Origin of the sequence: Streptomyces globisporus C-1027, from assembly GCF_000261345.2 — a bacterium.
In the GTDB taxonomy this organism is placed as follows: domain Bacteria; phylum Actinomycetota; class Actinomycetes; order Streptomycetales; family Streptomycetaceae; genus Streptomyces; species Streptomyces pakalii.
The window spans coordinates 1,754,013-1,777,146 of sequence record NZ_CP013738.1 but is presented as its reverse complement, the minus strand read 5'-3'; the positions used below and the strand labels follow the sequence as shown (position 1 = coordinate 1,777,146).

Genomic DNA, 23,134 nt, shown 5'->3' with positions numbered 1-23,134 from the left:
TACTCGGTGTGCCGCGCCGAGGAGATGGTAAGCGGCAACAGCCCCCGGGGGGTATCCACCCGGCACGATCACGCCACCTGCCCGCCCGTCCGCCCAGGGAGAACCCCGCTGCGCCCGCCGTCCCCCGTACGGCAGCATGGGGCCATGTCCGTACTGACGCGCGACGAAGCGCAGACCCGAGCCCAGATCCTCGACGTGGAGCGGTACACGATCGCCCTCGACCTCACCACCGGCGAGGAGACCTTCGACTCCGCCACCGCCATCCGGTTCACCGCCCGCGCGGCCGGAGACACCTTCGTCGAGGTCAAGCCCGCCACCCTGCGCTCGATCAGTCTCGACGGACAGCCCCTGGACCCCGCCCTCCTCGACGGCAACCGCTACCCCCTCACCGGACTCACCGCCGGCCCCCACGAACTGCGCATCGACGCCGCCATGCACTACTCCCGCACCGGCGAGGGCATGCACCGCTTCACCGACCCCACCGACGGCGAGACCTACCTCTACACCCAGCTGTTCATGGAGGACGTCCAGCGCGTCTTCGCCGCCTTCGACCAGCCCGACCTCAAGTCCGTCTTCGCCATCGACGTCACCGCCCCCGAAGGCTGGACCGTCCTCGGCAACGGCGTCGCCGAACGCACGGGGGAGGGGCGCTGGACCATCGCCCCCACCCCGCTCATCTCCACCTACCTCGTCGCGATCGCCGCGGGACCCTGGCACTCGGTCACCACCGAGCACGCCGGACTGCCCTTCGGCATCCACTGCCGCCGCTCCCTCGCCCCGTACCTGGACGCCGACGCCGACGAGATCCTCGACATCACCCGCGCCTGCTACGACCGCTACCACGAGAAGTTCGACGAGCCCTACCCGTTCGACTCCTACGACCAGGCCTTCGTCCCCGAGTTCAACGCCGGCGCCATGGAGAACCCCGGACTCGTCACCTTCCGCGACGAGTTCGTCTACCGCTCCGCCGTCACCGACACCGAGCGCCAGACCCGCGCCATGGTCATCGCCCACGAGATGGCCCACATGTGGTTCGGCGACCTCGTCACCCTGACCTGGTGGGACGACATCTGGCTGAACGAGTCCTTCGCCGAGTACATGGGCTACCAGACCCTCACCGAAGCCACCCGGTTCACCGACACCTGGGTCGACTTCGGCGTCGCCCGCAAGGGCTGGGGCTACGACGCCGACCAGCGCCCCTCCACCCACCCCGTCGCCCCCGACCCCGACGCCGTCCCCGACACGGCGTCCGCCCTCCTCAACTTCGACGGCATCAGCTACGCCAAGGGCGCCTCCGCGCTTCGCCAACTCGTCGCCTGGCTCGGCGAGAAGGACTTCCTGGCCGGGATCAACACCCACTTCGCCCGGCACAAGTTCGGCAACGCCACCCTCGCCGACTTCATCGACAACCTGGCCTCCGCCACCGAGCGCGACGTCCACGCGTGGGCCGGACAGTGGCTGCGCACCACGGGCATCGACACCCTCACCGCCGAGGTCGGCACCCCCGCGCCCACCGAACCGGCCGGAACCCCGGCGAACGGCAACGGCCAGTCCTGGGCCCTCACCGTCACCCGCGACGGCTCCCGCCCCCACCGCATCACCGTCGGCGCCTACGACCACGCCCTGAACACCCAGGCGGGCCCCGGCCACCTCGCCCTGCGCGACCGCTTCGAGACCGACGTGCCCGGCGACGGGACGCCCGTCGTCCGCCCCGGCCGCCGCCCCGCCCTCGTCGTCCTCAACGACGGCGACCTCACCTACGCCAAGATCCGCCTGGACACCGCCTCCTGGGACACCGTCCTGGCCGGCCTCTCCGGCATCCCCGACGCCCTCACCCGGGCCGTCCTGTGGAACACCGCCCGCGACATGGTCCGCGACGCCGAACTCCCCCCGGCCACCTACCTCACGGCCGCCCGCACGCACCTCCCGTACGAGACGGATCTCGCGCTCGTCCAGGGCGTCCTGTCCTTCGCCGCGGGCCAGGTCGTCGACCGCTACACCGTCCCCGAGGACCTGCCCGCCGCCCGCGCCACCCTCACCGACCTCTGCCGCGACCTGATCCGCCGCACCGAGGACGGCTCACAGCCCGGCCTCCGGCTCATCGCCGTACGCCACTTCATCGACGCCGCCACCCAGCCCGACACACTCCGGACCTGGCTCGACGAAGGCACCGTCCACGGCGGACCCGAGCTCGACCCCGAGCTGCGCTGGCGCATCCTCACCCGGCTCGCCGTCCTCGGCGCCACCGACGAGGCCGCCATCGCCACCGAACTGGCGGCGGACCCGAGCGCCACCGGCCGCGAAGGCGCCGCCCGCTGCCGCGCCGCGCTGCCCACCCCCGAGGCCAAGGCCGCCGCCTGGGACGCCCTGTTCACCGACGACACCCTGTCCAACTACCTCTTCACGGCCACCGCCCAGGGCTTCTGGCAGCCCGGGCAGGAAGAGCTGACCGGCGACTACGTGCCCCGCTTCTACCCGGACGCCATCGCGCTCGCCGCCCGCCGGGGCCCCGCCATCGCCGAGGCCGCCGGGCGGTACGCCTTCCCCGCGTACGCCATCGACGCCGGCAGCCTCGCCACCGGCACCCGGGCCCTGGAGGACCCCCAGCTCATCCCCGCCCTGCGCCGCAAGCTCGTCGACCAGCTCGACGACCTCCGCCGCGCCCTCGCCGTACGCACATCGGCCACCGGCTGACCTCTCCTGACCTCTACGGGGTGTCCTGACGGCCCGGGCGAGCATCGTCCGGGCCGTCGTTCGCCGACCGCAGATCGGCCAGCAGCTCCGCCTGACCCGCCAGCACCCCGGTCAGGATCGTCCGCGCCACCCGCAGCAGCTCCGCCACCCCCGGATCGGCCAGCGAGTAGTGGACGGCCGACCCCTCCCGCCGGGCCGTCACCAGACCGGCCCGGCGCAACACCGCCAACTGCTGCGAGAGATGGGCGGCCTCGACCCCCACCTCGTTCAGCATCTCCGAGACCGCGTGATCGCGTTCACTGAGCAGTTCGAGCACCCGGATCCGGACCGGGTGCCCCAGCGTCTTGAAGAACTCCGCCTTCAACCGGTACAGCGGCGTGCTCACCTGCGGCACCCCGTTCCGTACGACGGGAGTCCGCCGCACCACTGCTGACCTGAACTCGTCTCCATGGGGTCATCCTCGCGCCTCCGCACCCCGGGCGTGCACCCGAGGGTCACCGGAGGCCGCGCCGCAGCGGCAGAGTGACCCAGATGCTCTTGCCGCCTTCGTCGGCATCGCCCCGCACCACCGCGCTGCCGCCCAGACCATGGGTCAGCTCCATCACGGTCGCCAGCCCCCGCCCCGGCGCTGTCCCGGCCGATGCGAACAGCGCCGGACGGTACGGATGACGGTCGTGCACGCCGAACGCGAACGTGTCCGGGCCGCCCGCGAACACCACCGTCACCTGAGGCGAGAGCGCCGCCGCATGGCGCACGCTGTTGGCCACCAGCTCACTGAGGATCAGCAGCGCCGCATCCCGGCACGGCTCCCACGCCGCCACCCCCCACTGCTCCAGCACCTGCTCGGTGGCCTCCCGGGCGACGCGCACGGCCCGCCCCGTCGTGGGCAGGGTCAGCACATGCCGGTACGGCAACGGATCGGGCGGCGTGAGCATCGTGCTGGCTCCCTGTCAGGGCGGAACGACCCGTACAGCATGTAGTGAATTGCATAAATCTGCAATTCACTCATCAGGCAGACAGGGCAGCCCCCCGTACGCCGGTCCAGAAATCGCACACCCATACCACCCCCGCCCGCCCCCATCAGGCCGCTCCGGCCGCCAGTACCCCTTTCGAGTTCGAATCGTTGGGCTCTTCGGCCGCGCCACCCGAACCACGGACAAGCTGGCATGTCCACCCCCGCGCACCCGAAGGACCACCCCACCCATGCCCACCCCGCCCCTCGCCGGAGGCACCGCAGGCCCCGCCGCGCTGCGCCCCCTCCTCGACACCGTCCTCGCCGCACTCCACGACGGCGCGGCCCTCCGCGGCGGCCCCCTCCCCGCCGGCGGACCCGACACCGTCACCCCCCGCACCCGCACCGCCACCCACCCCCTCATCCCCGACCACGGCACCGGCCCCCACCACGCCCTCCGCGCCCTCGTCACCGCCCTCGCCCAAGGCGCCGCCGACCCCGCCCACCCCCACTGCGCCGCCCACCTGCACACCCCGCCCCTCGCCCTGGCAGCCGCCGCCGACCTCGCCGCCAGCGCCCTCAACCCCTCCATGGACTCCTGGGACCAGGCCCCCGCCGCCTCCGCCCTCGAAGCCGACCTCACCAGCGCACTCGCCACCGAGATCTACCCCCACGCCCCCTCACCCGACGCCGTCATCACCACCGGCGGCACCGAAGCCAACCAACTCGCCCTGCTCCTCGCCCGCGAACGCCACGGCCCCGTCCAGACCGTCTGCGGCGCCAACGCCCACCACAGCATCGCCCGCGCCGCCTGGCTCCTCGGACTCCCCGAACCCGTCGTCGTACCCGCCCCCACCGGCACCCTCGACCTCGCCGCCCTCGACGACGCCCTCACCGAACTCCACCGCCCCCTCCTCGTCGTCGCCACCGCCGGCACCACCGACACCGGCGAGATCGACCCCCTCGACGCCATCGCCGGCCTCTGCGCCACCCACGACGCCGAACTCCACATCGACGCCGCCTACGGAGGACCACTCCTCCTCAGCCCCACCCACCGCCCCCTCCTCCACGGCCTCGACCGCGCCCACAGCGTCACCCTCGACCTCCACAAACTCGGCTGGCAGCCCGCATCCGCCGGCCTCCTCGCCGTACCCGAACACCACCACCTCACCCCCCTCCACCACCACGCCCCCTACCTCAACGCCGACGACGACACCGAAGCCGGCCTCCCCGACCTCCTCGGCCGCTCCCTGCGCACCACCCGCCGCCCCGACGCCCTCAAGATCGCCGTCACCCTCCAGGCCCTCGGCCGCAGCGGACTCGCCGACCTCATCGACCGCACCATCGCCACCGCCCACCACCTCGCCGACCTCATCACCCAAACCCCCGCCCTCGACCTCTACGACCGCCCCACCATCAGCACCGTCCTCTTCCGCCCCACCGGCGCCGACGACCACACCGTCGCCACCGTCCGCCGCACCCTCCTCCAACGCGGCCACGCCGTCCTCGGCCGCGCCCACGCCGAAGGCCGCCTCTGGCTCAAGGCGACCCTCCTCAACCCCCACACCACACCCCAGGACCTCCAGACCCTCCTGGACCTGGTCACCGGCACCACGACCGACCTCCTCACCGGCCCCCCGGCCGCCCCCCTCACCGGCTCACAGGCCCACCTCCGCACCGGCCCACCCGCACCCAAGGCCCCGGAGACCGCACCGACTCCCACCCCCGCCACCACCCACCCCACCCCCCACCCCACGGAAGGCGACACCCCGCGATGACCGCCCGGCCCGCCCACGAACCCGACCAGCCACACGACCTCGTCGGCATCGGCATCGGCCCCTTCAACCTCTCCCTCGCCGCCCTCGCCCACACCATCCCCGCCACCCCCGGCGACCCCCGCCCCCTCGCCGCGACCTTCTACGAACAACGCCCCGCCTTCCACTGGCACCCCGGCCTCCTCCTCGACGGCGCCAGCCTCCAAGTCCCCTTCCTCGCCGACCTCGTCACCCTCGCCGACCCCACCAGCCCCTGGACCTTCCTCAACTACCTCCGCACCCGCGACCGCCTCTTCCCCTTCTACTTCGCCGAGCGCTTCCACATCCAACGAGCCGAATACGACGCCTACTGCCGCTGGGTCACCGAACAACTCCCCGGCCTCCACTTCGGCCACCAGGTCGACGCCGTCCGCTGGAACACCGACCGCGCCCTCTTCGAAGTCGACTTCACCCAACTCGACCGCGACGGCGAAGCCGAAGCACTCGGCCGCGCCTACACCCGCCACATCGCCCTCGGCATCGGCACCGAACCCTTCGTCCCCGAACCCCTCAAACCCCTCGCCGAAGCCGAAGCCGTCCCCGTACTCCACTCCGCCGACTACCTCCGCCACCGCGAACGGCTCCTCACCGCCGACCACATCACCGTCATCGGCTCCGGCCAGTCCGGCGCCGAGATCTTCCTCGACCTCCTGCGCGCCCGCCCCGAAGGCGCCGAGAAGATCCACTGGCTCGCCCGCACCCAGGCCTTCGCCCCCATGGAATATTCGAAGCTCGGCCTGGAGCACTTCACCCCCGACTACAGCCGCTACTTCCACGCGCTCCCCGAATCCGCCCGCGACGAACTCGTCCCCCGCCAATGGCAGCTCCACAAAGGCATCGACGCCGACACCATCGCCGCCATCCACGACGAGCTCTACCGCCGCACCCTCCACGGCGGCTGGCCCGACGCCACCCTCACCCCCGGCGTCCACGTCCGCACCGCCGGACGCCTCGCCAACACCCGCGTCGAACTCCACCTCGAACACACCCAGCAAGGCACCCGCTCCCGCCTCACCACCGACGCCGTCATCCTCGCCACCGGCTACCGCGAACGCCCCCTCGACGCCGTCCTCGGCGGCCTCGACCCCTACCTCCGCCGCGACGCCTCGCACCGCCCCCGCATCGACGACCAGTACCGACTCGTCCTCGACCCCACCGTCACCGGCCACGTCTACGTACAGAACGCCGAACGCCACACCCACGGAGTCGGCGCCCCCGACCTCGGCCTCGCCGCCTGGCGCAGCGCCACCATCCTCAACAACCTCACCGGCGCCAACCCCTACCCCCTCCCCGAACGCACCGCCTTCACCACCTTCGGCCTCACCCCCCACCCCCCGGCCATCCCCGCCCAGAGCCCCGCACTCGTACCCCTGAGCCAGACCCTCTAGGTGTGCTGTTCGGAGAGGTTGGTGCCGCGGCTGGCGGGTGTTTGGCCGCCGATGCCGGTGTGGGGTCGGTGGTAGTTGTACCAGTGCAGCCAGTGGGTGAACGCTTCCCTGCGTTCGTGGTCTGAGGTGTAGGGCTTCTGGTAGGCCCATTCGTCGAGCAGGGTGCGGTGGAAGCGTTCGACCTTGCCGTTGGTCTGGGGTCGCCAGGGCCTGGTCCAGCGGGGGCTGATGTCCAGGTCGCGGCAGGTGTTTCGCCAGGTGTTCTTGCTGTAGGCCCAGGCGTTGTCGGTCAGGACCCGTTCGATCCGGATGCCCAGGGACGCGAAGTGGGCCGTGGCCCGGACGAGGAAGCCTGCGCAGGTCGGGGCGGTCTCGTCGGGCAGGTCCTCGGTATAGGCGATGCGGGTGTGGTCGTCGAGGGCGGTGTGCAGGTAGGCCCAGCCGGCGCCGTTGGTCCGGCTGCGGTGGCCGTCGGCCCGGCCGAGAGTCCTGTGGCCGCCGCCGTCGGGGATCCGGCCGAGCTTCTTGACGTCGATGTGGACCAGTTCGCCGGGTCGGGCGCGTTCGTAGCGGCGGACGGGCTCGCCGGTGGCCCGGTCCAGGGCGGCCAGTGGCGGCAGGCCGTGCCGGACCAGGATGCGGTGGGCGGTCGAGGCGGCGATGTTGCATCGGGCGGCCAGTCGTAGCGGCCCGATCCGGTGCTCGCGTCGCAGCCGGAGTACCTGTTCCTCGACGGTGACCGTGGTCCTGCGGGGCTGGTGGTGCGGGCGGCTGGAGCGGTCGCTCATTCCGGTGACGCCGAGCTGCCGGTAGCGGCTCGCCCAGCGGGCGGCGGTGGTGTGGCTGACCTGGAAACGCTCGGCCGCCCGCCGTACGGGCCATCCGTCCTCGACGACGCAGCGGGCCAGGCGGAGTCTCCCGGTCTCGGTCAGCGGGGCATTACGGTGGACCACGAGGGCCTCCTGATCTCGGTGGAGATGTCGCAATCCACACCGAACCCGGAGGCCCTCACCCATATCAAGAACCCAGCACGCGTGTCACCAACGTCCCGGGACTACACATCTAGGGCCCCGAGACAGCGAACGGCCCGGGCCCCCACACAGGGAGACCCGGGCCGAACGAACCCACCAGCGCTACGGGAAGACCGGCGTCCCCCCACGCGTCAGCCGCCACCCCACCGAAGCGAACGCCGCCGGGTCCACCGAACCCTTCTCCCGCACCCACCCGATGATCGTGTTCCGGATCTCGTCCGAATTCGCCCACAACTGCTGCGCACCCGGCACATGCGGGAAGTTCCCCCCACCGCTCGCCCGGTAGTTGTTCACCGCGAAGACGAACCGCGCCGCCGGATCGATCGCCTTCCCCTCGAACGACAACCCCACGATCCGCGAACCCGCCGGCTGCGCGATGTCGACGTCGTACGTCACACCCGACACCGCGTCGTAGTTGTAGTCCGGAATCCCGTCCGCGTTCGTCAGCTTCGCCGTGTCCACCGGACCACCCGCAGCCGTCCGCACGTAATACCGCGCCGAATACTCCAGGTAGTCCTTCAACTGGGCGCCCGTGATCAGCCGCGCCTCCAGCGTGTTCTCGAACGGATACAGCCCCGCCGCGTCCTTGATCGTCACCTCACCGGCCGGAATCCCCGCCGTACGCGAGAAACACGACGCCTGCGACAGCACCGGCAGCGCCGCGAACTCCCCGCCCGCCAGCGCCGCCTTCACCGTCTCCGTCTGCACCTGGTTGATCAGATCGATGATCGGCTCGTCCTTCCACGGCGCGTCCGCCGTCGACATCGCCACCACCGACGTACCGATCACCTGGTTGACGTACTCCACCACCTTGCGGTGCTCACGGCGCAGCAGCGACGTCACCTCCGGGTCCTCCGGCACCGTGTTGGAGTTCAGCACCCGCGAACCGGCCTTCTCCACCGACCAGCGGCCCTTCTCCCACACCAGGTCGAAGTCGAACAGCGTCAGCCGCTGCCCCCACTTCGCCGGCTCCGACAGCACCACCTGCTTGCCGGTCTCCTTGTTCGTCACGAAGTGCTCGGCGATCTCCACATGCGCGTGACCCACCAGAATCGCGTCGATCCCCGGCACCTGCTCCGCCACCAGAGCCGCCGCGTTCTCCACGTACGGCAACTGATCACCCCACGACGACGTCCCCGACGAACCCGAATGCGCGGAGACGATCACCACGTCCGCACCCATCGACCGCAGCTTCGGCACCCACTTCGCCGCCTGCTCCTCCAGACCCGGGAACACCATCTTCCCGCCCACATTCGCCTTGTCCCAGATCGCGATACCAGGATTCGTCAGCCCCAGCACCGCCACCCGCACATCACGCCCGCACGGCGTGTGCATCCGCTTGATGACATACGGGGCGAACGCCGGCCGCAACGTCTTCGCATCCAGCGCATTCGCCCCCAGCAGCGGGAAATCGCACTGCTCCTCGAATTTCCGCAGCACCGGAATGCCGTAATTGAACTCGTGGTTCCCGAGCGCCGCCGCGTCGTAACCGATCGCGTTCATCGCCCGCGCCATCGGATGCACCGGACCGCGCCGCGCCGTGATCGGATCGACCTTCGCGTAGTAGTACGACAACTGCGTGCCCTGGATCGTGTCACCCGCGTCGATCAGCAGCGTGTTCCGGCGCCCCTTCTCCCGGCGCACCTGATCCACCAGCGTCGAGATCTTCGCCAGACCCACGTCGTTGTGGGCGGAGTCGTCGTACTCCTTGTCCGTGAAGTAGTCCCAGTTGAAGACGTTCCCGTGCAGGTCCGTCGTGCCCATCACCGTGAACGAGTACCGCTTCGCAGGCCGTCCATGGCCATGCCCGTGGCCCTGCCCCGTGGCCTGCGCCGCACCGGCCGAGCCGACGACCGCACCGCCCGCCATCGCCACACCCGCGCCCGCGGCGGCCGAACGGCCCAGAAACGTCCTACGGTTCAACGGCATCTCTTCACTCCTCGTTCAGTACGGCAACGCGCGTAGATTCTGGCCCAGCACCCCACACCCGCAACACCCCGCGCAGGTTTCGATCTGATGACCACCCGACACACACCCCGAGGCGCCACCCGCCGTGCCACAGTGAACACATGACCGAAACCGCCACCCCCGCACCCCACCCCTCCCACGGCACCCCCACCGCCCCCCGCGTCACCGTCCGCGGCGAAGCCCACCTCGAAGTCGACCCCGAGATCGCCCGCATCGCCGTCACCCTCACCGCCCGCAACACCGACCGCCGCACCACCCTCGACGACCTCACCCGCCGCAACACCGCCACCCTCGACCTCATCAAGGGCTACGGCGACGCCGTCGAAAAACTCGAAACCGGCACCATCACCATCCGCCCCGAACTCGCCCGCCACGGCCGCGGCGAACGCATCCGCGCCTACCACGGCAGCATCCAACTCACCGCCGCCCTCAGCGACTTCACCGTCCTCGGCGAACTCGTCGCCCGCCTCGCCGACCAGGAACTCATCCGCGTCGACGGCCCCTGGTGGGCCCTGCGCCCCACCTCCCCCCACCACGCCGCCGCCCGCCGCCAAGCCGTCCAGGAAGCCCTCCAGCGCGCCCGCGAGTACGCCGAAGCCCTGGACACCCGCATCGGCGCCCTCCTCGAACTCAGCGACACCGGAAGCGTCGGCGGAGCCACCTTCGCCACCGCGACCTACGGCGGCGCCGGAGCCTTCCGATCGGCCCGCGCGGAAAGCGCAGCCGACGCGGCCCCCATCGACCTCGAACCCGTACGCCAGAACGTCGACGCCCAGGTCGAAGCGGCCTTCACCCTCATCCCCCCGAACCTCGGATAAACGCTCATCAGAGCGGGCCGCCGCACAATTCAACACTTGTCAATAACCCTTCACTCAAAGGTTGTTGAGGTGTCATACGGAGCCAAATACCTACCCGTAGGTAAGGTTTAGGCTCGACCTATGCGCCGAGCGAAAATCGTTTGTACCCTGGGACCCGCCACCGACTCGTACGACCAGATCAAGGCCCTGGTCGAAGCGGGAATGGACATCGCCCGCTTCAACCTCAGCCACGGCAGCTACGCCGAACACGAAGAGCGCTACCACCACGTGCGCAAGGCGTCCGAGGAAGTCGGCCGCAGCGTCGGCATCCTCGCCGACCTTCAAGGCCCGAAGATCCGCCTCGGACGCTTCCGCGAAGGCCCCGTACTCCTTGAACGCGGCGACACCTTCACCATCACCGTCGAACCCCTCGAAGGCCAGGGCACCGGCGACATCTGCGGCACCACCTACGACGGACTCGCCGCCGACGTCACCACCGGCGAACGCATCCTCGTCGACGACGGCCGCGTCACCCTCGAAGTCACCGGCGTCGACGGACCCCGCGTCCACACCACCGTCATCGAAGGCGGCATGGTCTCCGACAACAAGGGACTCAACCTCCCCGGCGTCGCCGTCTCCGTCCCCGCCCTCTCCGAGAAGGACATCGACGACCTCCGCTGGGCCCTGCGCACCGGCGCCGACATCATCGCCCTCTCCTTCGTCCGCACCGGACGCGACATCGACGACGTCCACCGCATCATGGACGAAGAAGGCGGCCGCCTCCCCGTCATCGCCAAGGTCGAGAAACCCCAGGCCGTCGACAACATCGACGACATCGTCGCCGCCTTCGACGGCATCATGGTCGCCCGCGGCGACCTCGGCGTCGAAATGCCCCTGGAACAGGTCCCGATCGTCCAGAAGCGCGCCATCAAACTCGCCAAGCGCAACGCCAAACCGGTCATCGTCGCCACCCAGATGCTCGACTCGATGATCGACAACTCCCGCCCCACCCGCGCCGAAGCCTCCGACGTCGCCAACGCGATCATCGACGGCACCGACGCGGTGATGCTCTCCGGCGAGACCAGCGTCGGCAAGTACCCCATCGAGACCGTGCGCACCATGTCCCGCATCGTCGAGGCCGCCGAGGAAGACCTCCTCGCCAAGGGCCTCCCGCCCCTCACCGAACGCAACAAGCCCCGCACCCAGGGCGGAGCCGTCGCGAGGGCCGCCGCCGAGATGGGCGACTTCCTCGGCGCGAAGTTCCTCGTCGCCTTCACCCAGAGCGGCGACACCGTCAAGCGCCTCTCCCGCTACCGCTCACCCATCCCGCTCCTCGCCTTCACCCCCGACGAAGCGACCCGCGCCCAGCTCAACCTCACCTGGGGCGTCGAGACCTTCCTCGGCCCGAAGGTCGACTCCACGGACGCGATGGTCGCCCAGGTCGACGAACAGCTCCTGCGCATCGGCCGCTGCGCGAAGGGCGACGTGGTCGTGATCACGGCCGGCTCCCCGCCCGGCGTCGCGGGCTCGACGAACCTGGTCCGCGTGCACCACATCGGTGAGGACGACAGCCCGAAGTAGGGCGGCTCAGTATTTCGGCCCGACGTGCGCATCCATGAGGGTTACGGATGCCCGTCGGGCTACGGAGATGTTGTAGGGCTTGCCCGCGCGCGTGCAGTGCGTCCAGGTGATGCCGAGCGCGTCGAGGGTGTCGGTGTAGAGGCGGCGGATGTCGTCGGAGACGTTGGTGAACCAGTAGCGGGGATATTCGTAGCGCTTGCGTTCACCGCCGACCACGCGGGTCGTCCAGTTGGTGAGCCGACAGCCGTCGGAGTGGATGAGACCTCGGACGAGCTGCCAGGGATGGGCGTCGACGATCTTCTGCTGCCAGGGCTCCAGGACGATCGCGCGCTCGTGCTTTCTGCCCGGACCGTGCTGCGGGAAGTAGCAGACGAGGTGCTTCGAGTACACCTTGATGTTGTGGCAGCCGGTCCTGCGGACCCGGCAGGTGGCGTTGTCCGGGAAGGTCCTGCGTAACGCTTCCTCCGCTTCGTTCTGGATGCCGGGCCAGGCGTCGTCCAGCGTGATCATGAGGTTGGGTGCCCGGTGGGCCGAGTGCTGGCTGATGTGGCCGTCGCCCAGGTAGACACCGAGCAGATAGGCATAGGCGGGCTCGTCGAGTGCCGTGGCGTCGCACCGGTGGCAGGACGGTGCGTGTGACTTCTGGCGCACTCCTGTGCTGTGTACGTTCATTCGCCCACTCTTGGTGGAGAGGAGCGACTCCGAGCAGCAAAAAGCGGATGTTCACGCGAAAGTGAACATCCGCTCCGCAGGATGTGCCGGGTATGGGATTCGAACCCACATGTCCTTTCGGACAGAGGTGTTTGAGACCTCCGCGTCAACCAATTGCGCCAACCCGGCGTGGTGACCGATCAGCAGTGTACCTGGTGACAGAAGGCAGCAGCAGGTAGGTAGGCTGCTTCGCAGCAGCGCCTGCCCTGAAACAAGGAGCCCCGTGACCACCCCCGAGTCGCCCCAGCCCGTAGACGCCGTCGACGACGACAAGTCGCACGTCCCGCCGCTGACGACCCGCGTCGTCATCGCCGAGGACGAGGCCCTCATCCGCCTCGACCTCAAGGAGATGCTGGAGGAGGAGGGCTACTCCGTCGTCGGTGAGGCGGGCGACGGGCAGCAGGCCGTAGAGCTGGCCCGGGAGCACAAGCCGGACCTGGTCATCCTGGACGTGAAGATGCCGGTCCTTGACGGGATCTCCGCCGCCGAGAAGATCGCCGAGGAGTCCATCGCCCCGGTCCTCATGCTCACCGCCTTCTCGCAGCGTGACCTCGTCGAGCGGGCCCGTGACGCCGGGGCCATGGCGTACCTCGTGAAGCCGTTCAGCAAGAGCGACGTCGTGCCGGCCATCGAGATGGCCGTCTCCCGGTTCGCCGAGCTGAAGGCACTGGAGAGCGAGATCGCCGACCTCTCCCAGCGGCTGGAGACCCGGAAGCTGGTGGACCGGGCCAAGAGCATCCTGCAGACGGATTACGGGCTCTCCGAGCCGGCCGCGTTCCGGTGGATCCAGAAGACGTCGATGGACCGCCGGATGTCGATGCAGCAGCTCGCGGAGGCGCTGATCGAGGACGCCGAGGAGAAGAAGAAGTCGGCGGAGTAGCCGCGTACACGACGTACACGTACACGTACGGGTACCTCCGCAACGAGAGAGGCCCGCACCCGGAACGAACCGGGTGCGGGCCTCTTCCGTACGGCAGCGGCGTCAGTCCTCGCCGAGGTACGCCTTGCGGACCGACTCGTCGTGGAGCAGGTCCGAGCCGGGGCCGGAGAGGACGATCTTGCCGACCTCCATGACGTGACCCTGGTCCGCGAGGGACAGGGCGGCCTGGGCGTTCTGCTCGACGAGCAGGATCGTGGTGCCCGCCGCCTTGAGCTCGACGATGGTCTCCATGATCTTCTGCATCATGATCGGGGAGAGCCCCATGGAGGGCTCGTCGAGCATGAGCAGCTTGGGCTGGGACATCAGGGCGCGTCCCATGGCGAGCATCTGCTGCTCTCCGCCCGAGAGGGTGCCGGCGGCCTGCTTCCGGCGTTCCCCGAGGATGGGGAAGAGGTCGTAGGCGCGCTGGACGTCCTTCTCGATGCCTGCCTTGTCCGTGCGGAGGAACGCTCCGAGCTGGAGGTTCTCCGTGATGGTGAGGCGGGGGAAGATGTGCCGGCCTTCGGGGGAGTGGGCGAGTCCGAGCGCGACGATCTTGTGCGCGGGGACGCTGCCGAGGGGCTTTCCGTCGAAGGTGATGCGGCCGCCGGAGGGCTTGAGGAGTCCGGAGAGGGTCCGCAGGGTGGTGGTCTTGCCCGCGCCGTTGGTGCCGATGAGGGTGACGACCTGGCCGGCTTCGACGGAGAAGGAGATGCCCTTGACGGCTTCGATCTTGCCGTAGGCGACGCGGAGGTCTTCGACCTCTAGCAGGGCGGTCACTGGGTTTCCCCTTCCGTGCGGGTGGTGCGGGTGGCGCTCTGGGCCTCTGCGGCCTCGACCTCGGCGACTTCGTCGGCGCCGGGGTCGCCTTCGAAGGGGGTGCCGAGGTAGGCGGCGACGACGCGTTCGTCGGCCTGGACCTCGCCGGGGGAGCCCTCGACGAGCTTCTCGCCCTGGACGAGGCAGGCGACGCGGTCGCAGAGGTTGAAGATGAAGCGCATGTCGTGCTCGATGACGAGGACGGCGATGCCCATGTCCCGGATCGCGAAGATGAGTTCTTCGGTGACGCGGGTTTCCTGCGGGTTCATGCCGGCGGTGGGCTCGTCCAGGAGGAGGAGGCCGGGGTCGCTGGCGAGGGCGCGGGCGATTTCCAGCTTGCGCTGGTCTCCGTAGGGGAGGTTGCGCGCGAGGTGGTCGGCCTTGTCCTGGAGGCCGATGAACTCCAGGAGTTCCATGGCGCGTTCGTGGGATGCGGCTTCGGCCTTCTTGAAGCCGGGTCCGCGCAGGAGGGCGGACCAGAGGCCTTCCTTGGTGCGGGTGTGGCGTCCGACGAGGACGTTCTCCAGCACGGTCATGTTGGCGAAGAGCCGGATGTTCTGGAAGGTGCGGGCGATGCCTGCCTGGGTGACGAGGTGGGGCTTGGGCGGCAGGACGGTGCCCTTGTAGCGGACCGTGCCCTCGGTGGGGACGTAGAGGCCGGTGAGGCAGTTGAAGAAGGTGGTCTTGCCGGCGCCGTTGGGGCCGATGAGACCGACGATCTCGCCCGCCTTGACGGTGAGGTCGACGTTGCGTACGGCGGTGAGTCCGCCGAAGCGCATGGTGACGCCGCTCGCGTCGAGCACCGTGGTGGCGGTTTCGGGTGTGGTGGTGGTCATGGTGTTCACGCCCCCGCCTTCGTGGTGCCGGAGGTGGTGCCTGCCAGGGTTTCGTCGGGTACGTCGAGCTGGCCGGTCTCGTGGTATTCCAGCTTGGCCCGCCGGTTGGCGATGAGGCCTTCGGGGCGGAAGCGCATGAGGAGGATGAGGGCGAGTCCGAAGCCGAGGAGCTGGTAGTCCGAGAGGAACTGGAGCTTGGCCGGGATCATGTAGAGGAGTGCCGCGCCGATGAGGGGTCCGCTGATGGTTCCCATGCCGCCGAGGATGACGGCGGCGAGGAGGAAGGCGGAGTTCGGCGGCACGGGTCCGGCGAAGACGTACATCTCGGGGACGACGGTGCTCTGGACGTGGGCCTGTACGGTGCCGGCGATGCCGGCGAGCGTGGCGCCGAGGGCGAAGGCGATGAGCTTGACGCGGAAGCCGTTGATGCCCATGGCGGTGGCGGCGGTCTCGTCCTCGCGGATGGCGACCCAGGCGCGCCCGATGCGGGAGCTGCCGGCTCGGCTGAAGACGAGGACCACGAGGATCATCGCGAGCAGCATGAGCATGTAGTAGTTGGCGTAGGCGCCGAGTTCGAAGCCCAGGATGGTGTGCGATTCGCCGAAGTCGTACCCGAAGAAGTTGAGGTCGGGGATGTTCGGTACGCCGTTGGGGCCGTTGGTGACGCGGGGTCCGGAGACGCCGTCGAGGTTGCCGACGGCGATGCGGAAGATCTCGCCGAAGCCGAGGGTGACGATGGCGAGGTAGTCGCCGCGGAGGCGGAGGGTGGGTGCTCCGATGACGACGCCGAAGATCAGGGAGACGGCGGCGCCGACGAGGACGGAGGCCCAGAAGGGGAACTGGACGCCGAAGGCGGATGCGCTGGTTCCGGAGACGAGGGCGGCGGTGTAGGCGCCGACGCCGAGGAAGGCGACGTATCCGAGGTCGAGGAGTCCGGCGAGGCCGACGACGATGTTCAGGCCCAGGGCGACGGTCGCGAAGATGAGGATGTTGACCGCGATGAGGGTGTACTGGTCGGTGCTCTGGGTGAACGGGAAGACGGCTGCGGCGACGAAGGCCGCGGCGACGGCGATGGAGCGGTACTTCGTGGTGATCGCGGAGAGGCGGGCCATGAGGCCGGCCTTGAAGAGTGCGGTCACGGCGAAGCCGGTGATGATCAGGTAGCCGACGAAGAGTTCGGGGTAGGCGGTGTCGATGCCGTAGGTGACGACGAAGAGACCGATGCCGAACGCGGCGACGATGATCAGGATCTCGGCCCAGGAGGGGAGTTCCTTGGGGCGTCCGGGCGCGGGGGCGCGGAGGCTGTTGAGGAACTTTTCGAGGGGGGAGGGGGTGGTGGTGTCGGTGATGTCCTGGTCGTGCGGGAGGCCGAGGGAGGCGACGACGGTGATGATGGCGCCGACGAGGCCGATCCAGGCTCCGGGTTCCAGGTTGACGACGCCGCCGAGTTCGACGGAGATGGCGCCGACGGTGAAGCCCATGGTGCCGAGCAGGCCGAGTGCGGCGAGCCGGACGGGGCTGTTGGTGCCGCCGGGGGTGAGCCAGCGGAGGCCCTTGATGCCGTACCCGGAGAGGGTGAACAGCAGGGTGAGGGCGGCGCCGACGAGGGTGAGGACCTGGAGGCCGCCGGGGTAGCCGGTGACGGTGAGGTCGCCGGGGAACTTCGCGGTCCAGGTCCAGGCGAGGAAGGTGGAGCCGAGAGTGAGTGCGGCTCCGGCCGCGGTGGCCGCGCGGGCCACGGTTGCGGGGATGGCGAGGACGGGCGTCGTCTGGTGGGTCTTGGTGGTCATGGGTATCACGCCCTGTCCGTGACGCGCTCGCCGAGCAGGCCTTGTGGCCTGACGAGGAGGACGACGATGAGGAGGACGAAGGCCCAGACGTTGGCCCAGGCGCCGCCGCCGAGCTGCTGCATGCCGGGGATCTCTTCGATGTAGGCGATCGAGAGGGCTTCGGCGAGGCCGAGGACGACGCCGCCGACCATGGCTCCGTAGATGTTGCCGATGCCGCCGAGGACGGCTGCGGTGAAGGCCTTGAGGCCGAGGATGAAGCCCATCTCGAAGTTGATCTGGCCCTTGTCGAGGCCGTAGGCGACCGAGGCGACGGCGGCGAAGGCGGCGCCGATGGCGAAGGCCATCACGATGATGCGGTCGGTGTTGATGCCCATGAGCTTTGCCGTGTCGGGGTCCTGGGCGGTGGCCTGCATGGCGCGGCCGCTGCGGCTCTTGGCGACGAAGAGGCCGAGGGCGAGCATGCAGAGCGGGGCCAGGACGAGGACGAAGGCGTCGGCGCGCTGGAGGTAGAGGTTGTCGAGCAGCTTGAAGGATTCGCCCTGGAACTCGGGGAAGCTGCGGGGCTTCTTCGCGTCGGGGTAGAAGCCCCAGACGAGCTGCTGGAGCACGATCGAGAGGCCGATCGCGGTGATGAGCGGGGCGAGGCGGGGGGCGCCTCGCAGGGGCCTGTAGGCGAACCGTTCCGCGGCGGTGGCCACGGCGACGGAGGCGATGGCACCACCGATGATCATGAGCGGGATGGCGACCAGGAGGGTGGTCCCGCTGGGGAGCATGATGTAGGTGGTGAGGGCGCCGAAGCCCCCGATCATGAAGATCTCGCCGTGGGCGAAGTTGATGAGCTGGACGATGCCGTACACCATGGTGTACCCGATGGCTATGAGGCCATAAAGGGCGCCGAGGGCAAGGCCGTTGGCCAGCTGTTGCGGCAGTTCGTGCACCGCAGGGCCTCCGATGAGCTTGTCGGATATGACTCCGCGCGAGGGCGCTGTTTGCGCCCTCGCGCGGTCTGGGTCAGGTGGGGCGGGGCTGTGCCGGTGGGATCAGTCCTCGAACGTGGCGCTCTTGACGTCCTTCCAGGCGCCCTTCTGGACCTCGTAGACGGTGAGCTGCTTGTTGGTGGTGTCGCCGTTCTCGTCGAAGGAGACCTTGCCGGTCACGCCGTCGAAGGAGACCTTGGCCATGGCCTCGGTGACCTTGGCGCGGGCGTCCTCGGGGAGCTTGCCGTCGTTGTCGGCGACGACGGCCTTGACGGCCTGGATGATGGCCCATCCGGCGTCGTAGGAGTAGCCGCCGTAGGCCGCGTACGGGTCCTTGTAGCCGGCGGCCTTGTAGTCCTCGATGAACTTCTTGGCGGTCGGGAGGGCCTCGACGGGGTAGCCGATGGAGGTGGCGTAGTCGCCGTCGTTGGCCTCGCCGGAGGCGCTGATGAAGGCGGGGTCGTAGATGCCGTCGCCGCCCATGGTGGGGATCTTGGCGCCGGTCTTCTTGATCTGGTCGGAGAGCAGGCCGCCCTCGGGGTACTGGCCGCCGTAGTAGACGGAGTCGGCGCCCGAGCTCTTGACCTTGTCGGCGGTGCTGGAGAAGTCGGTCTCCTTGACCGTGACGTGGTCGGTGCCGACGACCTTGCCGCCGAGGCGCTTGAACTCGGCGGAGAAGATCGCGGCGAGGCCGGCGCCGTAGGTCTGCTTGTCGTCGACGACGTAGACCTTCTTCTTCTTGGCGTCGTTGTAGAGGTACTGGGCGGCGAACTTGCCCTGGACGACGTCGGTGGCGCAGGTGCGGAAGTAGGTCTTGAAGGGGCGCTGGATGTCGCCCTTGGCCCAGTTGTCGCCCTGGCTGAGCGCCGGGTTGGTGTTGGCCGGGGAGACCTGGGCGAGGTCGGCCTTCTCGAAGACGCCCTGCATGGACTGGGCGACGCCGGAGTTGAGGGGGCCGACGGCGCCGAGGACGTCGTCGTTGCCGACGAGCTTGGTGGCGTTGGCCTGTCCGGAGGCGGGGACGGCCTGGTCGTCGAGGGCTTCGATCTTGAACTCGATGCCGGGGACCTCGTTGTTCTTGTTCGCGGTCTTGGCCGCGAGGTCCACGGAGTTCTTGATGCCCTGGCCGAGCGCCGAGAGGGAGCCGGTCAGGGGCGCGTCGACGCCGATGACGACGGTGGTCTTGCCACCGCTGTCGCCGCTGTCCTTGCTGCCTTCGTCGCGCGACCCGCAGGCGGTGAGCGTCAGTGCTCCGGTGGTGAGCACTGCGGTGAGTATGAGCAAAGAACGGTGTCGCACGAGAGGGTCCTTTCCCTGGCGCGGCGCTCCTCGGGCATGAGGTGCCGTGATCATCGCCGGGCCGTACTGGGGTGGTACAGGGCCGTGCAGCAGACGCGCCCGGCGGCGCGGTGACTGGCCGTGACTCTAAGCGCAGCCGGGGGCCATCGGGATGGGTCGGCTGCGGATGTGACTCTCTTGTTATGCCCTTGAGCAAGGCTTGAGGTTCCTGTGAGGGGATGTGCGGGTTTCGCCTGGACTGCGCATTGCCCACATGGTGAGAACGCGCAGCTCTGCTAAGGGGCTTGGGGTGATCTTGGTGCTGTCGCGCGGGCCGGGGCGCGAGGGTGGCGGGGGGAGGCGGGCCGGGGGCGCGGGGGTGGGGGTGCCGGGTTTTTCGTGTATTGCGCAAACGTTACGCAGTGTTACATGTGTGGGATATGTGTGCTGCGCCGACGGGTCGGTGCCGCTGTTGAAGCAGGTCATGGAACGGGTGCGGCCGTCAAGGGTGTTGACCGTGCGTTTCCATCAACTTCCTCTTACCGCGCCGGATATGGGGATGCGCGGTCCGGAATGCGGTGCGGCCGCGGACGGCGAACGGCCCGCCGGTCGAGGCCGGCGGGCCGTTCGCTTGCTGTGACGGGGGTCGGTGACGGCTCAGCCCGCTTCGGGCTGGGGGATGTCGCGGAGCAGGCAGGTGAGGCGTGCGGTGCAGACCCGCTTGTCCTGTTCGTCGGTGATGACGATCTCGTACGTGGCGGTGGAGCGGCCCCGGTGCACGGGGGTGGCGACGCCGGTGACGAGGCCGTTGCGGACGCCCCGGTGGTGGGTGCAGTTGAGGTCGACGCCGACGGCGATCTTGTTGGCGCCGCCGTGGAGCATCGAGCCGATGGAGCCGAGGGTCTCGGCGAGGACGGCGGAGGCGCCGCCGTGCAGGAGGCCGTAGGGCTGGGTGTTGCCCTCGACGGGCATGGTGCCGACGACGCGGTCGGCGGCGGCCTCGACGATGGTCACGCCCATGCGCTCGCCGAGGTGGCCGGCGGAGAAGAGGGCGGGCAGGTCGATGCCGAGTGCCGCGTACTCGTCGATGACTTCCTGCGGGAAGAGGGGTGCGGTGTGCTCGCCCATGGATCCTGCTCCGTTCGTCTGCTGCGCTGGTTCGTTGCTGTCTGCACTGTTCTTATCAGACGGCTGAGCGCGCGCTTAGTCGGTGGCGGTTTTCAGTCGCTGCCGGGGGTGCGCCGGGGCTCCTCGAAGCGGACGACGACCGACTTGCTGGCCGGGGTGTTGCTGGTGTCGGCCGTGGAGTCGAGGGGGACCAGGACGTTGGTCTCCGGGTAGTAGGCGGCGGCGCAGCCCCGGGCGGTGGGGTAGTGGACGATGCGGAAGCCCTCCGCGCGGCGTTCAACGCCGTCCTTCCACTCGCCGACGAGGTCGGTGTACGCGCCGTCGGCGAGGCCGAGGGCGGCGGCGTCCTCGGGGTTGACCATGACGATGCGGCGGCCGCCCTTGATGCCCCGGTAGCGGTCGTTCAGGCCGTAGATGGTGGTGTTGTACTGGTCGTGGGAGCGCAGGGTCTGCAACAGGAGCCTGCCGTCGGGGAGTTCGGGGTACTCGACGGGGGCGGCGGTGAAGTTGGCGCGGCCCGTCGCGGTGGGGAAGCGGCGCTCGTCGCGGGGGGCGTGCGGGAGGGCGAAGCCGCCGGGACGGGCGATGCGGGTGTTGAACTCCTCGAAGCCGGCGACGACGCGGGAGATGCGGTCGCGGATGGTGCCGTAGTCCCGCTCGAACTCCTCCCACGGTGTACGGGAGCCGGAGCCGAGGACAGCGCGGGCGAGGCGGGCGACGATGGCGGGCTCGGAGAGCAGGTGGGGGCTCGCGGGGGTGAGGTTGCCGCGGGAGGCGTGGACCATGCCCATGGAGTCCTCGACGGTGACGAACTGCTTGCCGCCCGCCTGGACGTCCTTGTCGGTGCGGCCCAGCGTCGGGAGGATCAGGGCCCGGGCCCCGGTGACGGCGTGGCTGCGGTTGAGCTTGGTCGAGACGTGGACGGTGAGGCGGGCGCGGCGCATCGCGGCCTCGGTGACGGCGGTGTCGGGGGTGGCCGCGACGAAGTTGCCGCCCATGGCGAAGAAGACCTTCGCCTCGCCGTCGCGGAGCGCCTGGATGGAGCGCACGACGTCCATGCCGTGGTGGCGGGGCGAGGTGATGCCGAACTCCTTGTCGAGGGCGTCGAGGAAGGCCGGTGCGGGGCGTTCGAAGATGCCCATGGTGCGGTCGCCCTGGACGTTGGAGTGGCCGCGCACCGGGCAGACACCCGCGCCGGGTCGGCCGATGTTGCCGCGCAGCAGAAGGAAGTTGACCACTTCGCGGATGGTGGGCACGGAGTGCTTGTGCTGGGTGAGGCCCATGGCCCAGCAGACGATGGTGCGCTCCGATGCGAGGACCAGGGCGAGCGCCTGCTCGATCTCGGCGCGGGTGAGGCCGGTGGCGCGCAGCGTCTCGTCCCAGTCGGCCGCTTCGGCGGCCTTGGCGAACTGCTCGTAACCGTGGGTGTGTTCGGCGACGAACGCGGTGTCGACGGCGCCCTCGGTGGCCAGGATCAGCTTGTTGAGGAGGCGGAAGAGGGCCTGGTCGCCGCCGATGCGGATCTGCAGGAAGAGGTCGTTGAGCGGGGTCCCCTTGAGCATGCCGTGCGGGGTCTGGGGGTTCTTGAACCGCTCCATCCCGGCCTCGGGCAGCGGGTTCACCGAGATGATCTTCGCTCCGGACTGCTTGGCCTTCTCCAGGGCGGAGAGCATCCGGGGGTGGTTCGTGCCGGGGTTCTGTCCGGCGACGATGATCAGGTCGGCCTGGTGGATGTCCTCCAGGGAGACGCTGCCCTTGCCGATGCCGATGGTCTCGTTGAGCGCCGATCCGGACGACTCGTGGCACATGTTGGAGCAGTCGGGGAGGTTGTTGGTGCCGAACTCGCGGGCGAAGAGCTGGAGGAGGAACGCGGCCTCGTTGCTGGTGCGGCCCGAGGTGTAGAAGAGGGCCTCGTCGGGGGAGCCGAGCGCGGTCAGCTCCTCGGCGATGATCGCGAAGGCGCGTTCCCAGGTGACGGCCTCGTACCGGTCGGCGCCCTCGGGGAGGTACACCGGCTGGGTGATCCTGCCCTGCTGGCCCAGCCAGTAGCCGCTGCGCTCCGCGAGGTCGGCGACCGGGTGCGCGGCGAAGAAGTCCGGGGTGACGCGACGCAGCGTCGCCTCCTCGGCCACGGCCTTCGCGCCGTTCTCGCAGAATTCCGCGATGTGCCGCTTGTCGCCCTCGGGCCAGGCGCAGCCGGGGCAGTCGAAGCCGTCCTTCTGGTTGACCTTGAGGAGGGTCTGCGCGGTGCGGCGCACCCCCATCTGCTGCTGGGAGATGCGCAGGGAGTGGGCGACGGCGGGCAGACCGGCGGCGGCGTGCTGCGCCTGGTCGACCTGCGGGGCGTCCTGGACCGGGTCACCGGTCGGCGGCTTGGTGGCCATGATGCTGCTCCCCTTCGAGCGCTCGTCCGCGTGGCGAGGTGGTGCATGTCCTCACCATCGATCCTGT

General features: G+C 69.6%; 18 protein-coding genes and 1 tRNA gene. 6 read left to right on the top strand and 13 right to left on the bottom strand.

Translation table 11 applies throughout. The features are described from left to right. The first annotated feature begins 144 nt into the window (after positions 1–144). A complete protein-coding gene (pepN, locus tag WQO_RS07775) occupies positions 145–2,694 on the top strand; it encodes an aminopeptidase N (RefSeq protein ID WP_010064475.1) in 2,550 nt (849 codons plus the stop codon). A gap of 13 nt (positions 2,695–2,707) precedes the next feature. Here pepN and WQO_RS07770 read toward each other — a convergent pair whose 3' ends face one another. After that, complete coding sequence (locus WQO_RS07770) at positions 2,708–3,079, bottom strand: ArsR/SmtB family transcription factor (RefSeq protein ID WP_029182737.1); 372 nt, start codon at positions 3,077–3,079, stop codon at positions 2,708–2,710. A gap of 109 nt (positions 3,080–3,188) precedes the next feature. Beyond that, positions 3,189–3,629 carry an ATP-binding protein gene (locus WQO_RS07765; protein ID WP_010064472.1) on the bottom strand — a complete coding sequence of 147 codons (441 nt, stop codon included), beginning with the start codon at positions 3,627–3,629 and terminating at the stop codon, positions 3,189–3,191. A 268-nt stretch (positions 3,630–3,897) separates the two neighbouring features. Here WQO_RS07765 and WQO_RS07760 point away from each other — a divergent pair, with 268 nt between their 5' ends. Further along, positions 3,898–5,424, top strand: a complete 1,527-nt coding sequence (locus WQO_RS07760) for a pyridoxal phosphate-dependent decarboxylase family protein (RefSeq protein ID WP_010064471.1) — start codon at positions 3,898–3,900, stop codon at positions 5,422–5,424. Beyond that, the gene (locus tag WQO_RS07755) at positions 5,421–6,848 is read left to right on the top strand and encodes a lysine N(6)-hydroxylase/L-ornithine N(5)-oxygenase family protein (RefSeq protein ID WP_010064470.1); all 1,428 of its coding nucleotides are present in this window, start codon (positions 5,421–5,423) and stop codon (positions 6,846–6,848) included. The genes WQO_RS07760 and WQO_RS07755 overlap by 4 nt, the downstream gene beginning before the upstream one ends. Here WQO_RS07755 and WQO_RS07750 read toward each other — a convergent pair. Next, positions 6,845–7,801 carry an IS481 family transposase gene (locus tag WQO_RS07750; RefSeq protein WP_058953910.1) on the bottom strand — a complete coding sequence of 319 codons (957 nt, stop codon included), beginning with the start codon at positions 7,799–7,801 and terminating at the stop codon, positions 6,845–6,847. The two genes, WQO_RS07755 and WQO_RS07750, sit on opposite strands and share 4 nt — an antisense overlap. A 180-nt stretch (positions 7,802–7,981) precedes the next feature. Further along, entirely contained in the window at positions 7,982–9,808 is a 1,827-nt protein-coding gene (locus WQO_RS07745; RefSeq protein ID WP_010061187.1) for a bifunctional metallophosphatase/5'-nucleotidase, read from the bottom strand. Between the two features lie 140 nt (positions 9,809–9,948). On the opposite strand from WQO_RS07745, the gene WQO_RS07740 reads away from it, so the two are divergent. Then, a complete protein-coding gene (locus WQO_RS07740; RefSeq protein WP_010061189.1) occupies positions 9,949–10,665 on the top strand; it encodes an SIMPL domain-containing protein in 717 nt (238 codons plus the stop codon). Between the two features lie 120 nt (positions 10,666–10,785). Next, complete coding sequence (gene pyk / locus WQO_RS07735) at positions 10,786–12,225, top strand: pyruvate kinase (RefSeq protein ID WP_010061190.1); 1,440 nt, start codon at positions 10,786–10,788, stop codon at positions 12,223–12,225. Between the two features lie 6 nt (positions 12,226–12,231). Here pyk and WQO_RS07730 read toward each other — a convergent pair whose 3' ends face one another. Together WQO_RS07730 and WQO_RS07725 are read right to left on the bottom strand one after the other, a co-directional pair. Beyond that, positions 12,232–12,897 carry a hypothetical protein gene (locus WQO_RS07730; RefSeq protein WP_058953909.1) on the bottom strand — a complete coding sequence of 222 codons (666 nt, stop codon included), beginning with the start codon at positions 12,895–12,897 and terminating at the stop codon, positions 12,232–12,234. Between the two features lie 84 nt (positions 12,898–12,981). Next, positions 12,982–13,065, bottom strand: a tRNA-Leu gene (locus WQO_RS07725). A gap of 94 nt (positions 13,066–13,159) precedes the next feature. Between WQO_RS07725 and WQO_RS07720 the strand changes: the two genes are divergently transcribed. Continuing rightward, positions 13,160–13,816: an ANTAR domain-containing response regulator gene (locus WQO_RS07720; protein ID WP_003969810.1), complete on the top strand. Its 657-nt coding sequence runs from the start codon at positions 13,160–13,162 to the stop codon at positions 13,814–13,816. Between the two features lie 102 nt (positions 13,817–13,918). Here WQO_RS07720 and WQO_RS07715 read toward each other — a convergent pair whose 3' ends face one another. The 7 genes from WQO_RS07715 to WQO_RS07685 form a co-directional block, all read right to left on the bottom strand. Further along, positions 13,919–14,635 (bottom strand): ABC transporter ATP-binding protein, encoded by a 717-nt coding sequence (locus WQO_RS07715; protein WP_010061197.1) that lies wholly within the window; start codon positions 14,633–14,635, stop codon positions 13,919–13,921. Then, positions 14,632–15,510: an ABC transporter ATP-binding protein gene (locus WQO_RS07710; protein ID WP_029182339.1), complete on the bottom strand. Its 879-nt coding sequence runs from the start codon at positions 15,508–15,510 to the stop codon at positions 14,632–14,634. The genes WQO_RS07715 and WQO_RS07710 overlap by 4 nt, the downstream gene beginning before the upstream one ends. Positions 15,511–15,515: 5 nt before the next feature. After that, positions 15,516–17,300 carry a branched-chain amino acid ABC transporter permease gene (locus WQO_RS07705; protein ID WP_010061201.1) on the bottom strand — a complete coding sequence of 595 codons (1,785 nt, stop codon included), beginning with the start codon at positions 17,298–17,300 and terminating at the stop codon, positions 15,516–15,518. 5 nt (positions 17,301–17,305) lie between these two features. Next, the gene (locus tag WQO_RS07700) at positions 17,306–18,238 is read right to left on the bottom strand and encodes a branched-chain amino acid ABC transporter permease (RefSeq protein WP_010061202.1); all 933 of its coding nucleotides are present in this window, start codon (positions 18,236–18,238) and stop codon (positions 17,306–17,308) included. Between the two features lie 102 nt (positions 18,239–18,340). Beyond that, on the bottom strand, positions 18,341–19,576 hold the full coding sequence (locus tag WQO_RS07695; protein WP_029182340.1) for a branched-chain amino acid ABC transporter substrate-binding protein: 1,236 nt from the start codon (positions 19,574–19,576) through the stop codon (positions 18,341–18,343). A gap of 636 nt (positions 19,577–20,212) precedes the next feature. Further along, positions 20,213–20,683, bottom strand: a complete 471-nt coding sequence (locus WQO_RS07690) for a PaaI family thioesterase (RefSeq protein WP_010061204.1) — start codon at positions 20,681–20,683, stop codon at positions 20,213–20,215. A 92-nt stretch (positions 20,684–20,775) separates the two neighbouring features. Next, the gene (locus tag WQO_RS07685) at positions 20,776–23,067 is read right to left on the bottom strand and encodes an FdhF/YdeP family oxidoreductase (RefSeq protein WP_010061205.1); all 2,292 of its coding nucleotides are present in this window, start codon (positions 23,065–23,067) and stop codon (positions 20,776–20,778) included. Between the last annotated feature and the right edge of the window lie 67 nt (positions 23,068–23,134).

Bases quoted from the DNA above. Each gene is read 5' to 3' on its own strand.
- pepN (WP_010064475.1), top strand. From the start codon at position 145: ATGTCCGTACTGACGCGCGACGAAGCGCAGACCCGAGCCCAGATCCTC.
- WQO_RS07765 (WP_010064472.1), bottom strand. From the start codon at position 3,629: ATGCTCACGCCGCCCGATCCGTTGCCGTACCGGCATGTGCTGACCCTG.
- WQO_RS07760 (WP_010064471.1), top strand. From the start codon at position 3,898: ATGCCCACCCCGCCCCTCGCCGGAGGCACCGCAGGCCCCGCCGCGCTG.
- WQO_RS07755 (WP_010064470.1), top strand. From the start codon at position 5,421: ATGACCGCCCGGCCCGCCCACGAACCCGACCAGCCACACGACCTCGTC.
- WQO_RS07745 (WP_010061187.1), bottom strand. From the start codon at position 9,808: ATGCCGTTGAACCGTAGGACGTTTCTGGGCCGTTCGGCCGCCGCGGGC.
- WQO_RS07740 (WP_010061189.1), top strand. From the start codon at position 9,949: ATGACCGAAACCGCCACCCCCGCACCCCACCCCTCCCACGGCACCCCC.
- pyk (WP_010061190.1), top strand. From the start codon at position 10,786: ATGCGCCGAGCGAAAATCGTTTGTACCCTGGGACCCGCCACCGACTCG.
- WQO_RS07730 (WP_058953909.1), bottom strand. From the start codon at position 12,897: ATGAACGTACACAGCACAGGAGTGCGCCAGAAGTCACACGCACCGTCC.
- WQO_RS07710 (WP_029182339.1), bottom strand. From the start codon at position 15,510: ATGACCACCACCACACCCGAAACCGCCACCACGGTGCTCGACGCGAGC.
- WQO_RS07705 (WP_010061201.1), bottom strand. From the start codon at position 17,300: ATGACCACCAAGACCCACCAGACGACGCCCGTCCTCGCCATCCCCGCA.
- WQO_RS07690 (WP_010061204.1), bottom strand. From the start codon at position 20,683: ATGGGCGAGCACACCGCACCCCTCTTCCCGCAGGAAGTCATCGACGAG.
- WQO_RS07685 (WP_010061205.1), bottom strand. From the start codon at position 23,067: ATGGCCACCAAGCCGCCGACCGGTGACCCGGTCCAGGACGCCCCGCAG.